13 protein-coding genes and 2 pseudogenes are annotated in these 13,480 nt (G+C 61.0%); 4 read left to right on the top strand and 11 right to left on the bottom strand.

Annotated elements, in window-relative coordinates:
* Positions 1-344: hypothetical protein (locus G9Q84_RS29090; RefSeq protein ID WP_207182463.1), on the top strand; the 344-nt coding region annotated here is incomplete at its 5' end.
* Here G9Q84_RS29090 and G9Q84_RS29480 read toward each other — a convergent pair.
* Together G9Q84_RS29480 and G9Q84_RS28500 are read right to left on the bottom strand one after the other, a co-directional pair.
* Positions 314-409: pseudogene (locus tag G9Q84_RS29480) on the bottom strand (REP-associated tyrosine transposase); the annotation flags it as partial. The gene G9Q84_RS29090 and the pseudogene G9Q84_RS29480 sit on opposite strands and share 31 nt — an antisense overlap.
* Positions 410-674: 265 nt before the next feature.
* Positions 675-1,133 (bottom strand): REP-associated tyrosine transposase, encoded by a 459-nt coding sequence (locus G9Q84_RS28500; protein WP_032885881.1) that lies wholly within the window; start codon positions 1,131-1,133, stop codon positions 675-677.
* Positions 1,134-1,347: 214 nt separating this feature from the next.
* Here G9Q84_RS28500 and G9Q84_RS28495 point away from each other — a divergent pair, with 214 nt between their 5' ends.
* Positions 1,348-2,469: a beta-propeller fold lactonase family protein gene (locus G9Q84_RS28495; RefSeq protein ID WP_181640378.1), complete on the top strand. Its 1,122-nt coding sequence runs from the start codon at positions 1,348-1,350 to the stop codon at positions 2,467-2,469.
* Positions 2,470-2,472: 3 nt separating this feature from the next.
* Here G9Q84_RS28495 and G9Q84_RS30060 read toward each other — a convergent pair whose 3' ends face one another.
* The 4 genes from G9Q84_RS30060 to G9Q84_RS28475 form a co-directional block, all read right to left on the bottom strand.
* Positions 2,473-4,530 carry a methyl-accepting chemotaxis protein gene (locus tag G9Q84_RS30060; protein WP_032885884.1) on the bottom strand — a complete coding sequence of 686 codons (2,058 nt, stop codon included), beginning with the start codon at positions 4,528-4,530 and terminating at the stop codon, positions 2,473-2,475.
* A gap of 335 nt (positions 4,531-4,865) precedes the next feature.
* Positions 4,866-5,156, bottom strand: coding sequence for a DUF3144 domain-containing protein (locus G9Q84_RS28485; protein ID WP_032885886.1), 291 nt, complete (start codon positions 5,154-5,156; stop codon positions 4,866-4,868).
* Positions 5,157-5,195: 39 nt separating this feature from the next.
* Entirely contained in the window at positions 5,196-5,888 is a 693-nt protein-coding gene (locus G9Q84_RS28480) for a tRNA (adenine(22)-N(1))-methyltransferase (RefSeq protein ID WP_032885887.1), read from the bottom strand.
* A 13-nt stretch (positions 5,889-5,901) separates the two neighbouring features.
* Positions 5,902-6,612, bottom strand: coding sequence for a FadR/GntR family transcriptional regulator (locus tag G9Q84_RS28475; protein WP_032885889.1), 711 nt, complete (start codon positions 6,610-6,612; stop codon positions 5,902-5,904).
* Between the two features lie 339 nt (positions 6,613-6,951).
* On the opposite strand from G9Q84_RS28475, the gene G9Q84_RS28470 reads away from it, so the two are divergent.
* Both G9Q84_RS28470 and gudD read left to right on the top strand, forming a co-directional pair.
* Complete coding sequence (locus tag G9Q84_RS28470; RefSeq protein ID WP_181644496.1) at positions 6,952-8,313, top strand: MFS transporter; 1,362 nt, start codon at positions 6,952-6,954, stop codon at positions 8,311-8,313.
* 19 nt (positions 8,314-8,332) lie between these two features.
* Complete coding sequence (gudD, locus tag G9Q84_RS28465; RefSeq protein WP_095185531.1) at positions 8,333-9,658, top strand: glucarate dehydratase; 1,326 nt, start codon at positions 8,333-8,335, stop codon at positions 9,656-9,658.
* Between the two features lie 173 nt (positions 9,659-9,831).
* On the opposite strand, the pseudogene G9Q84_RS29475 reads toward gudD, so the two are convergent.
* The 5 genes and pseudogenes from G9Q84_RS29475 to G9Q84_RS28445 all read right to left on the bottom strand — a co-directional run.
* A pseudogene (locus G9Q84_RS29475) lies at positions 9,832-10,017 on the bottom strand (addiction module antidote protein); the annotation flags it as partial.
* A 5-nt stretch (positions 10,018-10,022) separates the two neighbouring features.
* Positions 10,023-11,174, bottom strand: a complete 1,152-nt coding sequence (argE, locus tag G9Q84_RS28460) for an acetylornithine deacetylase (RefSeq protein WP_181644495.1) — start codon at positions 11,172-11,174, stop codon at positions 10,023-10,025.
* Complete coding sequence (locus G9Q84_RS28455) at positions 11,171-11,848, bottom strand: DUF1028 domain-containing protein (protein WP_032885893.1); 678 nt, start codon at positions 11,846-11,848, stop codon at positions 11,171-11,173. The genes argE and G9Q84_RS28455 overlap by 4 nt, the downstream gene beginning before the upstream one ends.
* 10 nt (positions 11,849-11,858) lie before the next feature.
* Entirely contained in the window at positions 11,859-12,590 is a 732-nt protein-coding gene (locus G9Q84_RS28450; protein ID WP_099603098.1) for a class II aldolase and adducin N-terminal domain-containing protein, read from the bottom strand.
* Positions 12,591-12,640: 50 nt separating this feature from the next.
* Positions 12,641-13,471 (bottom strand): ABC transporter substrate-binding protein, encoded by an 831-nt coding sequence (locus G9Q84_RS28445; RefSeq protein WP_181644494.1) that lies wholly within the window; start codon positions 13,469-13,471, stop codon positions 12,641-12,643.
* Between the last annotated feature and the right edge of the window lie 9 nt (positions 13,472-13,480).

The raw sequence follows: 13,480 nt of genomic DNA, 5'->3' as shown, positions 1-13,480 counted from the left end.
GGGCTGCGAAGCGGCCCCATCAAGAACACCGCGTTTCGTCAGATAGATCGCGCCGGCAGGTTTTGGGGCTGCGAAGCGGCCCCATCAAGAACACCGCGTTTCGTCAGATAGATCGCGCCGGCAGGTTTTGGGGCTGCTTCGCAGCCCAGCGCGGGGCAAGCCCGCTCACCACAAAAGCCACTGCTCACCGTAAGAAGCCTGCTCACTACAGAAGCCTGCTCACTACAGAAGCCTGCTCACCAGAGAAGCCTGCTCACCACAAAGACCTGCTCATCAGGGAAGTCTGCCAAACACAGGAGTTCGCGCCTCTTCTTCATAGCCACGCCGCATCCCATAACAAATAATCCCCCACTCGCTCCACCAGACCGGCTCGTAAAGGGTTGGCAATGATGTAACGCGTGGCAGGCAAGCTTTTTTTGTGGTGAGCGGACTTGCCCCGCGCTGGGCTGCGAAGCGGCCCCATCAAGAACACCGCGTTTCGTCAGGTAGATCACGCTGGCAGGTTTTGGGGCTGCTTCGCAGCCCAGCGCGGGGCAAGCCCGCTCACCACAAAAGCCACTGCTCACTGTAAGAAGCCTGCTCACTACAGAAACCGGCTCACCAGAGAAGCCTGCCCACCACAAAAACCTGCTCCCCTGGGAAGTCTGCCAAACACAGGAGTTCGCCCCTCTTATTCATAGCCACGCCGCATCCCACAACGAATAATCCCCCACGCGCTCCACCAGGCCAGCTCGTAAAGGGTTGGCAATGATGTAACGCGCCATCTTGCGAAGATCATCGTCCGCACGCACTGCCCTATCGTGATAGCCGGGTTGCCAAACACGCTCTTTACTTTGACGACGCTGGTTAATGACCAGCGTACTGCGCGACTTAATACGTCGCACCACGTCTGCCAACGCCTTTTGCTTCAACTCAAACAACCAGTGAATGTGGTCAGGCATGACGACCCAGGCCAGTGAATCGACCAGTCCCAGTTCATGAGCCTGCCGGAATTCGGCAACCAGCAGGCGACCCAGGTAAAGGTCAGTGAATAAGCGCTGGCGCTGATGAACCACGGCGGTGATGAGGTAGCTGCGACCGTGTTCCGAGTAACGGCCGTGACGCAGACGGTGTGATTGAGGTGTGGGGCGCATCCGCTGCTCTACGTGAAATGCCTGAAGAGCCTTAACGCTAGCGCGCCGCAGGGGACGAGCAACTGTCGCTTGTTGACCACATGTAACCCTGTGGGTCAGGCATACCGGTGCGTCGCAAGAGACACAACCAAGTGAGCCCAAAAACCAACTATTGCGGAGAAAGAAATACAGTCATACGATGACTGATCACAAACATAACAATAAAGGCTCACTCGTGAATAAACCCCTCCTCATGGCCGCCGCCATTGCCTGCGGACTCAGCGCACACGCCAACGCTGCGACCTTCGCGTACATTTCCAGCCCCGGCGATGGCCTGATTTCCCAGTATCGGCTGGACGAGAGCAACGGCGCGTTGAGCCTGGTTGACCAGGTAACAGCCGGTGATCAGGTCAACCCCATGGCCCTGAGCCCCGACGGTAAAACCTTGTATGCCGCGCTGCGGGTCAAGCCGTTTCAGGTGCAGAGCTTCAGCATTGATCCAGCCAGCGGGCGGTTGACGCCACGCTCCAAGGCCCCGCTGGCAGAAAGCATGGCCTACCTGGCCACCGACCGCGCCGGACGTTATCTGCTCGCGGCCTCTTACGGGGCCGACACCCTCAGTGTGCAGCCCGTCGATAAGCCCGAGCCGATCCTCACCTACAAGACCGGCCCCCACGCGCACTCCCTGCGCACCGACCCCAGCAATCGCTTTGCCTACGCCGGCAACTTGGGCAACGACCACGTGCTGCAATATCGCTTCGAGGCAAACACCGGCGCACTCACGCCGATCGGCACCGGCTACGTGAGCGTGCCGGCCAACACCGGGCCTCGGCACTTGGCGTTTTCAGCCAACGGTAAATACCTGTATGTGGTCGGCGAAATGAGCGGCACCGTCACTGCATTTTCCATTGACGACAGCACCGGCGCGCTGACGCAGATCGGCGTAGCCAACGGCATTCCCGCGCGTTTGAAACTGGCCCACGGCGAAGTGCGGGACGCGCGCAACAATGATTTGAAGGACGACCCGACGCCACGCATCTGGGCCGCCGACCTGCGTTTGTCCCCAGATGGCACCCTACTGCTGATGAGCGAGCGCACCAGCAGCTCGGTGTCGGCGTTTGCGGTGGATGCGGCTACGGGTGGCCTGACGTTTCTCGACAACTACCCGGTCGAAGAGAAACAACCGCGCAATATCGCCTTCTCTCCCAATGGCCAATGGTTGCTGGTGACCGGCGAGAAAAGCGACAAGGTCGGTACCTACGCGATCAGCGGCGCAGGTGCGTTGAAGCGCGTGGGTGAGGCGGCTTCAGGCAAAGGTGCGCTGTGGATTGAAGTCCTGCGCACCGCAGCCAAATAGCACTCAGCTCAAACGAAACCGCGCGGTGTTGTCACTCAACGCCTGGCTGCCCTTGCTCAAGGTGTCCGCCGCCCGGTTGACCGCTCGCGCGCCATCCAGCAAACGTCCTGCCGCCTGATCGACTTGCTGGATGTTGCCGCTCACTTCGTCCGCCGTCGCCGCTTGCTCCTCCACCGCGGTGGCGATCTGCGCCAGGGTGTCGGTGACGTTCTGCACCGCGCCGGCAATCTCGCCCAAGCGCGTGCCCAGGCCGGTGACGGACTCGGCATCGGTCAATGCTTGCTCGCACGCGGCGCCCATCAGCGTAACGGCCTGGCTCACGGTCGCGCGCAGGCTGTCGACGGTGCCGGCGATCTGCGCCGTGGAGGCCTGGGTGCGTTGGGACAGACTGCGCACTTCATCGGCCACCACCGCAAAGCCCCTGCCCTGCTCGCCGGCGCGGGCCGCTTCGATGGCCGCGTTGAGTGCGAGCAGGTTGGTCTGCTCGGCGATGCCGCGAATGGTGTCGACCACCGACTGAATCTGCTGCCCCTGCTGACTGACTTGCTGCAAAGCGTCAGCCGTATCGGTAAGGCGTTGGTTGAGTTGCTGGATGCTGGCCGTGGTGCGTTGGCTGTCGCGGCTGCTGTCTTCGGCAATGCGTCGTGTTTGCTGGGCGCTGCCCGACGCTTGCTCACAGCTTCTGGCGACGCCCATGGACGTCGCGGCCAACTGCGTAGCGGCGGCGGCGATCTGGCTGATTTGATGCTGCTGGTCTTCGACTTCGCTGAGGGTACTGCCCGATTGCGAATTGAGGGTGAGGACCGCTGAGCCGAGCTGCTGGGTTTCGTGGTTGACCCCCAGCAGGCTGGTGCGCAATTGCACCACCGCCACGTTCAGCGCGGTGCTGATCAGTGCCAGCTCGTCCCGCCCTTCCACCGCCACTTCGACGCACAGGTTACCGTCGCGCAAGGATTCGGCCAGGGTGGTGATGCCTCTTGCGCTGCGCTGTATGGAGGCTTGCAGGCACATGAACAGGTACAGCGCGGCCAGGGCCAGCACGCCGAAGGTCATCGCCAGAGGAATGAAGCGCTCGTTCGCGTTGCGGTGGTAGTAGCTCAAGCGCTCGTCCAGGGAGGTCAGCGACTGCACGCGCAGTGCGCTGAGCGAACCGAGCATGGCGTCGACACTGCGCTCGAAACCGGCGGTATCGAGCTTGATGGTGCCGCCGAAGACGCCGTCGTCCAGAACTTTAAGCTCGTTATCCAACAGTTGCAGGCTGTTGTCGTACTGCGCAGTCCAGGGCTCCATGCCGTCGAATTGCTTGGCCTTGAGCGCAGCCGCCGCCTTGGCCAACTGGTCGCGCGCGTCGCCAATGCGGCTGCGCAGGTCGCGCATCTGCAAACGGCTTTGCAAGGTGAACTGCCCCGAAGCAATGGACGACTGCCCGACGCCCGCCATACGACCGATACGCTCGATCAAGTCTGGCGTCTGCTGTGTGCCCATCTGCATGAGCATGTAGGTTTCCAGCCAGGGATCGAGGATCAGCCCGGCGTCCAGGGTGATCTGTTCGCGCAGGGTTTGCATCGCGCTCAGCGCCGAGGTGAAACGGTCGTAGCCATCCGGCCACCAACCCACGGTGCGCAGCGAAGCGGAGTCCATGCCTTTGACGGTGGCCTGCAACGCCTCGTAGCGCGCGAGGATGTCGGCGCTGGCGTTCTGCGCTTTGAGCTCATCGCCCAAGGCTTGCAGGCTTTGCTGGATCAGCGGGAAATTCGTATCGACCTTGTCCATCGCCGCCTTCGCCGCCGGCGTCGGCGCGTGCAGGATGTCCGCCGCTTTCCAACGCGCAGCCAGGTTGCGCTGAGCCGTCAATTGACCGTCCAGTGCATCCAGGGCCAACAGTTGGCGCACGCCGGACTGCTCGGTGGAAATCACGCCTAATTTATCGCGATAGTCCTGGCCGATCATCCAGAGGCTCCCAGCCAGGGGCAGCATGAACAGGAAAAACAACACTTGGAATTTGCGCGCAAACCCCATACGTCCGAGCAGGCGGATACCGGGTGATAACAAGCTGTGCATGTCCGACTACTCCCTCAAACAACCCACGTGGTGCACGGTGGGCCAAGCCGTGAAATGACTAACGGCAAAGTGCCATGTCATTGATTAGCTTGGCTCTAGCAAGATACGGGCCGCCGAACAACAGCCCTGAAACAGGGCGGGCGGCACGCTTTTGGAGCCGATGGAGTGCTCGAAAATGGGGCAAAAGCACTCAGTGTTGGCAAGACTGCTGTAACCGCCGGAGACGACTGGCCCAGGTGCAGTCCAGAACACCTTTATTCACAGGCATCCTATCGGCAGCAAACCAGCCAAACTTGAAGGGCGCCGCGCTTTATGTGAGAGGCAGTGAGCAATGACTATTTGGCCTGCATGTAGCGACTGAAGTTCTTGATGTGATCGTCCAGGTTGTCCTCAAGCATCAACCGATACTGATCACAAAAATACTTGAGCATCGCCTCGCGCTCCTCGGCCATGTGCTCACCGGACTTGAAGTTGCGTGCGCACGCCCAGGCGTTGAACCGCGTCGTGCCGAACATCATTGAAGCGCTGACTTGGCCGAGGTCTTCGAAGGTTTTCAGTTGTTCGTTCGACAGTTCGATGTGCGCGTCGGCGCGATCGTAGAAGGCGTGGTCGGTAGCGTCTGCCATTGCGGGGTTCCTGATTTATCACGGTTGAATGGGTATGTATCAAGCCAGCAGTGTGAGCATCCACCGGATCTGCTGGCTAATCTCTTGGAGCTTCGCCTCGGGCACCGCCTGCGCACGCTCAAAGGCAGCCAAGGTCTTCTGCCTCAGGCGTAACGCGCGCTGCCACTTGGCCAAAAACACCGGGCTACGGGCCTGCATCAGTAACGGGCCGAAGAACAGTTGTTCGGCGGTATACACCACAGGGTCTGCGCGCTCAGCGACGATGATTTCGTAGTAAAAGCGGTTTTCATGCAACAGCTCTTCGCTGACGATGCGATAGCCATTGCGCATTAACCAAAGGCGCAGTGGTTGCTCACCGCCATTGGGTTGCAGGATCAGCCGCTCAGCGCCGCTCAGGTGGGCTTTGCCGGCCTCAAGGATGTCGCGGATCGTCTCGCCGCCCATGCCGCAGAGGCTGATGGCCGTGATGCCGTCACGCGCCTCGATGGCCGCCAAGCCATCGGCCAGGCGCACAGTAATCTGCTGCTCCAGGCCATTGTCACGCACGGTCCGTTCGGCCGCCTGGAACGGTGTGGTCGCGACCTCTCCCGCCAGCGCCGCGTCGATCACGCCACGGCGCACTAACGCCACCGGCAGATAGGCATGGTCCGAGCCGATATCGGCCAGGCGCGCGCCATTCGGCACATGCGCTGCCACGCGCTCCAGGCGCATGGACAAGGTGTGTTCGTTCAACCTGTGTTCCTTATCATTCCCCGGAAAATCGATCCCGGCTGTTAGTCAGATGCAACACCATGGCGGCGCGTGCGGCGTCCGGATCCTGGCGTTTGATCGCATTGAAAATCGCCTCATGCTCCAGGTTCGCCAATTGCCCGAGTTTGGCAAAGTCCGCCCCTCCACGTTCGTCCACCTTCACCTGAGTTCGCGGAATCATCGCGTTACCCAGGTGCAACATGATTTCGGTGAAGAAGGTATTGCCGGTGGCTTCGGCGATCTGCTGGTGGAAGCGTTTGTCCTCTTCCACGCAGCTGTCGTTGTTGGCGAGAGAGGCCTGGTAGTCGTCCAGTGCTTCGCGCATGTGGGCCAGTTGAGCATCGGTGCGACGCAGTGCAGCCAGCGCCACCGCTTGCACCTCCAGGCCCAGGCGCAGTTCCAACATGTTGCGCACGCTGGCGACCGTGTCCACATGCAAGCGCAAGCCTTGTTGGGCGCTCTGCTCCAGCACAAAGGTGCCGATGCCGTGACGCGTCTCTACCAGCCCCGAAGCCTGCAACTTGGAGAGCGCCTCGCGCACCACCGTCCGACTGACGCCATGCTCCAGCACGATGGTGGATTCCGACGGCAGCTTTTCGCCGGGTTTCAACTGGCCGAGCAGGATGCGCTGGGTCAGGGCGTCGACCACGCCCTGGGCCAGGTTGGTGGAGCGTTTACGCACGGGGGTTGGGGTTTCATTGGGCATTACTGCAAGTCCACGGGGTTGGGCTGGAGCGAGCTTAACACCCAGACAAAGGACGCCGCCGAGGTTGATTGAAAAACCATCTAACTTGTATGACAACCAATCTGATGGCGGACCCGCTCGACGGTTACCGTCACCTTCAATAAGGTGTCATTTAAACGCCTAAAACCCGGACAAAACCTCAATAAACATTGGCTAATAACAAAAAAATCATTCCAGCAACGACCTTATAAACACAAAAACATTAATCACTGGATTGCGAATTCCAGAAATCAACTTGTATGATGTCTATCAACAAAACACGCAAACCCGCATAAAAATAATCAGGGGGAGTTTTGAATTGTGAACAATTCAAGCCATGCATCTGCCGCTCCACACAGTGATCCGGTCCTCGCGCGCGCCGTGCGCAAAGTGAAGAGCCATGTGCTCCCACTGTTCGTGATCATGTTCATCCTCAACTATATCGACCGGGTCAATATCGGCTTTGTGCGCACGCACATGGAGCACGACTTGGGCATCGGCGCAGCGGCCTATGGGTTCGGTGCCGGGCTGTTCTTCATCGGTTATGCCCTGTTCGAAGTGCCCTCCAACATGCTGCTGCAAAAGGTCGGCGCGCGTATCTGGCTGACCCGCATCATGTTCACCTGGGGCATCGTCGCGACGATGATGGCCTTCATCCAAAACGAAACCCACTTCTACATCCTGCGCTTTCTGCTGGGCGTGGCCGAAGCCGGCTTCTTCCCAGGAGTGATCTACTACTTCACACGCTGGTTGCCGGGCGCAGAGCGCGGTAAAGCCATTGCGATTTTCCTCAGCGGCTCGGCGGTGGCCTCGTTGATCTCTGGCCCGCTGTCGGGTGTGCTATTGCAGATCGAAGGCTTTGGCTTCCACGGCTGGCAATGGATGTTCGCCATCGAAGGCCTGGCCTCGGTGGTGATCGGTTTCTTCGTGTGGTTCTGGCTGGACTCCAAGCCCCACGACGCCAAATGGATGACTCGCGAAGAACAGGACGCACTGGTCGGCGCCATCGACGAGGAGCAACGCCAGCGTGAGGCGCTGACCAGTGTCAAACCGACCCTTGGCAAGCTGCTCAAGGACCGCCAGATCCTGCTGTTCTGCGCCCTGTACTTCTGCATCCAACTGACCATTTACGCGGCGACATTCTGGCTGCCGAGCATCATCAAAAAGATGGGCGACTTGAGTGATGTGCAGGTGGGCTTCTTCAACTCGATTCCGTGGCTGATCTCGATCATCGCCATGTATGCCTTCGCATCGCTGTCGGGCAAGTTCAAGTTCCAACAGGCCTGGGTCGCGGCGGCGCTGTTGATTGCAGCGGCCGGCATGTTCATGTCCACCACCGGCGGGCCAGTGTTTGCCTTTGTGGCGATTTGCTTTGCGGCCATCGGGTTCAAGTCGGCGTCTTCGCTGTTCTGGCCGATCCCCCAGGGTTATCTGGATGTACGCATTGCCGCTGCCGTGATCGCGCTGATCAACTCCATCGGCAACCTGGGCGGCTTCGTTGCGCCGACTACTTTCGGCTTTCTGGAGCAGACCACCGGCTCGATCCAAGGCGGCCTCTACGGCCTGGCCGGTACCTCAGTGCTGGCGGCGATCCTGGTGTTTTTCGCCAAGACCGCGCCCTCTGTCCCATTGACGTCGCCAGACGTAGCGCCAACCGGCGCGGCCCTCAGCAAACCTCTTTGAGCCTCTTTAGGAATTTGCCATGAATACTCCAGTCGTCACCCACTTCCAGGTCATCCCCGTCGCCGGCCACGACAGCATGCTGCTCAACCTCAGCGGCGCTCACGGGCCGTTTTTTACCCGCAACATCGTGATTCTCAAGGACAGCTCGGGCAACACCGGCGTTGGTGAAGTGCCCGGCGGCGAACGCATCCGCGAAACCCTGGAAGACGCCCGCAGCCTGGTGATCGGCCAACCCATCGGCCAATACCAGCGCATCCTCAACCAGATGCGCAGCACATTTGCCTCACGGGATTCGGCTGGCCGTGGCCTGCAGACCTTTGACCTGCGCATCACCATCCATGCCGTCACCGCGATGGAGGCCGCCCTGCTCGACCTGCTGGGGCAGTTCCTCGAAGTGCCGGTGGCCGCATTGCTCGGCGAGGGCCAGCAGCGTGACGCGGTGAAGATGCTCGGCTATCTGTTCTATGTGGGCGACCGCAACGCCACCGACCTGGCCTACCGCAACGAGGCGGACAGTGACGACGAGTGGTTCCGCCTGCGCCATGAAAAAGCCCTGACGGCCGAAGCCGTGGTGCGCCTGGCCGAAGCCGCCAAAGCCAAATACGGCTTTAACGACTTCAAACTCAAGGGCGGCGTTTTAAGCGGCGACGAAGAAATCGAAGCCGTCACCGCCCTCGCCGAACGCTTCCCCGATGCACGCATCACGCTGGACCCGAACGGCGCCTGGTCGCTCAAAGAAGCCATCCGCCTATGCCGCGATCAACACCACGTGCTCGCCTACGCCGAAGACCCCTGCGGCGCCGAAAATGGTTACTCGGGCCGCGAAGTCATGGCTGAATTCCGTCGCGCCACGGGCCTGAAAACCGCCACCAACATGATCGCCACCGACTGGCGCGAAATGGGCCACGCGATCCAGTTGCAATCGGTGGACATCCCCCTGGCCGATCCACACTTCTGGACCATGCAGGGCTCCGTGCGCGTGGCGCAGATGTGTAACGACTGGGGCCTGACTTGGGGATCGCACTCCAACAACCACTTCGACATTTCCCTGGCGATGTTCACCCAAGTGGCCGCCGCCGCACCGGGCGATATCACCGCCATCGACACCCACTGGATCTGGCAGGACGGCCAACGCCTGACCAAGGAGCCGCTGAAAATCGAAGGCGGTTATGTGAAGGTGCCGGCCAAGCCTGGCCTGGGCGTGGACATCGACATGGACGCCGTGGCCAAGGCCCACGAGGTGTACAAAGGCATGGGCCTTGGCGCACGGGATGACAGCGTGGCGATGCAGTTTTTGATTCCGGGGTGGAGTTTTAACAACAAGCAGCCTTGCCTGGTGCGCTGAAGAGCTGGGTTCTAAGGGAGGCCCGACCTCCAAAACACAATCAATCCAATGTGGGAGGGGGCTTGCTCCCGATTGCGGTGTATCAGCCAGAAATGTATCGACTGACACTCCGCTATCGGGAGCAAGCCCCCTCCCACAGGGGGCCTCGGTGTTTTCAGGGATGTGGTCGCTCGCTAAACCACGTGGCAGGGTTTACCGGCCGCAGCCCGCTTTGCTCTGGCGGTTTTCTTGCTTGCCACCGCCGCAATCGGCTGCACCGTCAGTTCCACGCCTAACGACAGCATCAGTTTCTGAATCGTCTCATAGCGCGTTTTAGAACCGCCTTTCAGCGTTTTATACAGGCTCTCGCGATTTCCCCCGCCGCCTACGGGCGCACGAACGCAAGCACCCGCTCCAGCATTCGGTCACAGGCCTCCAGTTGTTCCACGCTGATAAATTCATCCGGCTTATGCCCCTGCTCCATGCTCCCCGGCCCGCACACCACGGTGGGAATGCCAGCTTGATCAAACAACCCGCCCTCGGTGCCAAACGCAACCGTGCCGAAGTCTCGCGAGCCACAAAACTGCGCGATCCATCCGGCGGCCTGGCTGTCCAGAGAAGTCGCCAGCCCCGGGTAGCTGGACAGCTCGCTGATACTGATCGCGCACTGCCCGTTCACCGCCTGCATCGCGGGCAGCAGAGTCTGTTCGGCATAGGCGCGTAACTGCTGCGCCACCTGCCAGGGATCCTGGGCCGGCAGCGCGCGCACTTCAAAATCAAACGTGCAATTCTGCGGGACGATATTCAACGCCTTGCCGCCGTTGACCAGTCCGGTCTGAACCGTGGAAAACGGCGGATCAAAACGTTCATCCAGATGCCGCGGTGCCTTGAGTGACTCGCCGAGCCGCACCAGCTCACCGATCAACCGCGCGGCATATTCGATGGCATTCACCCCGGACGGCGCATACGCCGAATGGCAGGCCGCGCCATGCACGTCACAACGCATCGCCAACTTGCCCTTGTGGCCGAGCACCGGCTTGAGTTCGGTGGGTTCGCCGATCACACACAGCAACGGCTTGACCGCCTGCCCATGAAAACGCTCAAGCAACGAACGCACGCCGAGGCAACCCACCTCTTCGTCATAGGACAGCGCGATATGCACCGGCATACGCAGCGGCGCCTGTACCAACGCCGGCACCAACGCCAACACGCAGGCGATATAGCCCTTCATATCGGCGGTACCACGCCCGTACAACTTGCCGCCTTTCTCCGTCAGCTCGAACGGCGCCACGCTCCAGCGCTGGCCGTCCGCCGGCACCACATCGGTATGCCCGGACAACACGATGCCGGGCACATCAGCCGGGCCGATGGTCGCCAGCAGGTTGGCCTTGCTCTTGTGTTCGTTGTAGACCAGCTCGCAGGTCACACCGTGGTCCTGCAAATAGGTGCGAACACAGTCGATCAAGGCCAGGTTGGATTCGCGACTGGTGGTGTCGAAGCGCACCAGTTGCGCCAGCAGGTCGCGACTGCTGGTCATCGGTCATCCCCTGGTACCGCATAGCCGGGAGCAATGTGCGGGTTGAGGGCGCGGTCGATGTAGTCCTGCAATTGCGGGCGATAGGCCTGCCAGAGTTTGTCGAGCGTGCCGATAGGGTCTTTATCCGCCCAATCGACGCGCAGGTTGACGATGGGCCAGAGCACGTCGTCGACCACCAGCAGCGCCGCCGAATGCACTGGCCCCGCCTCGCCGCCTTCAGCCACCGCCGTGTGCATCGCCGCCAGCAGTCGGTCGGCAAGGTGCCCCGAGGCCTGTTCGAAAGCCCGCACCATGGCGCCAATCACGCCTGGATTGGCCAGCATATTCCCCGCCGCCACACACTGTTCACCACTGACCGCCGCGTGAATCCCCAAGGTCTGCGCACCGCTGAAGTGCGCGGTACGGCCTTGGCGGTCAATCACCGTCACCTGGCGATAATCACTGTGCTCCTGCCCTGCGAACACTGCCGCCAGCGCCTCACTCGGCGCCATGCCCTGCTCCAATAAATCCAGCACTTGCGGCCCCAGGCTCGGCAAGGTGATGTTCTGCGACGCTACCGCGCCCACACCCGCACGCAGCCAGGGGCAACGCGCCCCCACGGCAATGCTCGACGAGCTGATCGCAATGCCCAACTGGCCGGTCTCGGCGCAGCGGGCGACAACGGAAAAGGTCATGGGGCGTTCCTCAATCGAGTACCGAGGGGTCGGCGTCGATCATCATTTGCTTCATTTCTTCAAAATGCCGGCGTGAGAAATCCGCGATGCCTTCCCAGCTCCGCGCAGTTTTCTCCGCCACTTCATCGGACAACAACCGCAGCGGCTGCCCGGTGGACCAGGCCGTCACGAGGATCTGGCAAGAGCGTTCCAGGGTCCAGATATCGTCAAAGGCTTCACCGATGGACGCAGCGGTCACCATCACGCCGTGGTTACCCATCAACAGCCGGGTTTTGCCATCAAGCAGGCCGGCCAGGCGCGCGCCTTCCGCCTCCGTATCGGCCATGCCGCCGTAGAGTTCATCCACCGCCACGCGGTTGAAATAGCGTGCGGTGTTCTGGTCGATCGGCGGGATATGCGGCGTGGCCAGGCACGCCACCGCGGTGGTGTACACCGGGTGCAAATGCAGCACGGCGCGGGTGTGCGGCAGCAGCCGATGGATCTGCCCATGGATCGACCAGGCCGTCGAATCCACATTTTGGTTGTCGGCACAGGCGGGATCGTCCGCGTTCAACAACACCAGGTCGCTGGCGCGAATACGCGAGAAGTGCTTCCACTTCGGGTTGAGCAAAAACTGTTTGCCATCGGCCGACACCGCGGCGCTGAAGTGGTTGGCCACCGCTTCATGCATGCCTAGGTGGGCGATGATGCGAAAGGTCGCCGCCAGGTCGATGCGTGTCTGTTCTTCGAGGGATAACGCCATGGATCGGACTCCTCAGAGCGCGACCGCAAGGCTGCGGCCGCGCGGTAGGGTTACTTCGGCATCAGCGCCGCGAGGTCGGCCTCAGTCGGCGCCTCGAAGTTGTACTTCTTCAGCAAGGCCGCGTATTCAGGCGTGGCGCGGTATTTCTCCAGACCGTCGAGCAAGGCTTGCTTCACCGTGTCATTGCCCTTCTTCACACCGAAGCCGTTCAGCACCGGATAGATCAGGGTGTCGGAGGAAATCACCACGCGGCTACCGAGCTTGTCGATCACACCGCGGGCCACGGCGGCGTCGGTAATTTGCGCTTCCACCGCGTGGGCCAACAGGGCCTGGGTGGTTTGTGGGTCAGTGCTGTATTCGCTGATCAGGATCGGCTTAAAACCCTTGGCCACGCAGTACTCGGCCGACAGCTTGTTCATCTGCGCCAGCCACGAGGTAGCGCCCATGGAGCCGATCTTGTGGCCGCAGAACTCTTCCGGAGTCTTGGGCTGGAAGGCGCTGTCCTTGAGGGCCAGGATCGATTCGCCGCTCTTGAGGTAAGGGATCATGTCGATGACCTTGACCCGCTCGGCGGTGATGTACATCGACGAGTTGGTCACATCGAAACGCCCGGCTTGCAGGCCGGTGATCAAGTTGGGGAAGCGCGTGTCGAGGGTCTCGACCTTGCGGCCCATGACCTTGCCCAGGCCGTCCATGAACTCGATATCAAAGCCCGCAGGCTTGTTGTTATCCATGTACTCATAGGGGAAGAAGGTCACGTCGGAACCGGCGATGATCTTGCCTTCCTGCTGGAACGCCGAAGCCGCCAACGAGGTCATTGCAACCGCAGCGCCCAGCAGGCACACGGCAAGGGGGCGAACACTGTTACGAAACGCTGTCATGGTCATTAC

This window comes from Pseudomonas sivasensis (assembly GCF_013778505.1).
GTDB lineage: Bacteria > Pseudomonadota > Gammaproteobacteria > Pseudomonadales > Pseudomonadaceae > Aquipseudomonas > Aquipseudomonas sivasensis.
The sequence above is the reverse complement of the archived record's forward strand: the minus strand, read 5'-3'. Positions and strand labels throughout refer to the sequence as shown.

What these genes read in the sequence shown, in the direction of transcription:
- G9Q84_RS28500 (WP_032885881.1), bottom strand. Translation starts at nt 1,133, where the DNA reads ATGCGCCCCACACCTCAATCACACCGTCTGCGTCACGGCCGTTACTCG.
- G9Q84_RS30060 (WP_032885884.1), bottom strand. Translation starts at nt 4,530, where the DNA reads ATGCACAGCTTGTTATCACCCGGTATCCGCCTGCTCGGACGTATGGGG.
- G9Q84_RS28485 (WP_032885886.1), bottom strand. Translation starts at nt 5,156, where the DNA reads ATGGCAGACGCTACCGACCACGCCTTCTACGATCGCGCCGACGCGCAC.
- G9Q84_RS28475 (WP_032885889.1), bottom strand. Translation starts at nt 6,612, where the DNA reads ATGCCCAATGAAACCCCAACCCCCGTGCGTAAACGCTCCACCAACCTG.
- gudD (WP_095185531.1), top strand. Translation starts at nt 8,333, where the DNA reads ATGAATACTCCAGTCGTCACCCACTTCCAGGTCATCCCCGTCGCCGGC.
- argE (WP_181644495.1), bottom strand. Translation starts at nt 11,174, where the DNA reads ATGACCAGCAGTCGCGACCTGCTGGCGCAACTGGTGCGCTTCGACACC.
- G9Q84_RS28455 (WP_032885893.1), bottom strand. Translation starts at nt 11,848, where the DNA reads ATGACCTTTTCCGTTGTCGCCCGCTGCGCCGAGACCGGCCAGTTGGGC.
- G9Q84_RS28450 (WP_099603098.1), bottom strand. Translation starts at nt 12,590, where the DNA reads ATGGCGTTATCCCTCGAAGAACAGACACGCATCGACCTGGCGGCGACC.
- G9Q84_RS28445 (WP_181644494.1), bottom strand. Translation starts at nt 13,471, where the DNA reads ATGACAGCGTTTCGTAACAGTGTTCGCCCCCTTGCCGTGTGCCTGCTG.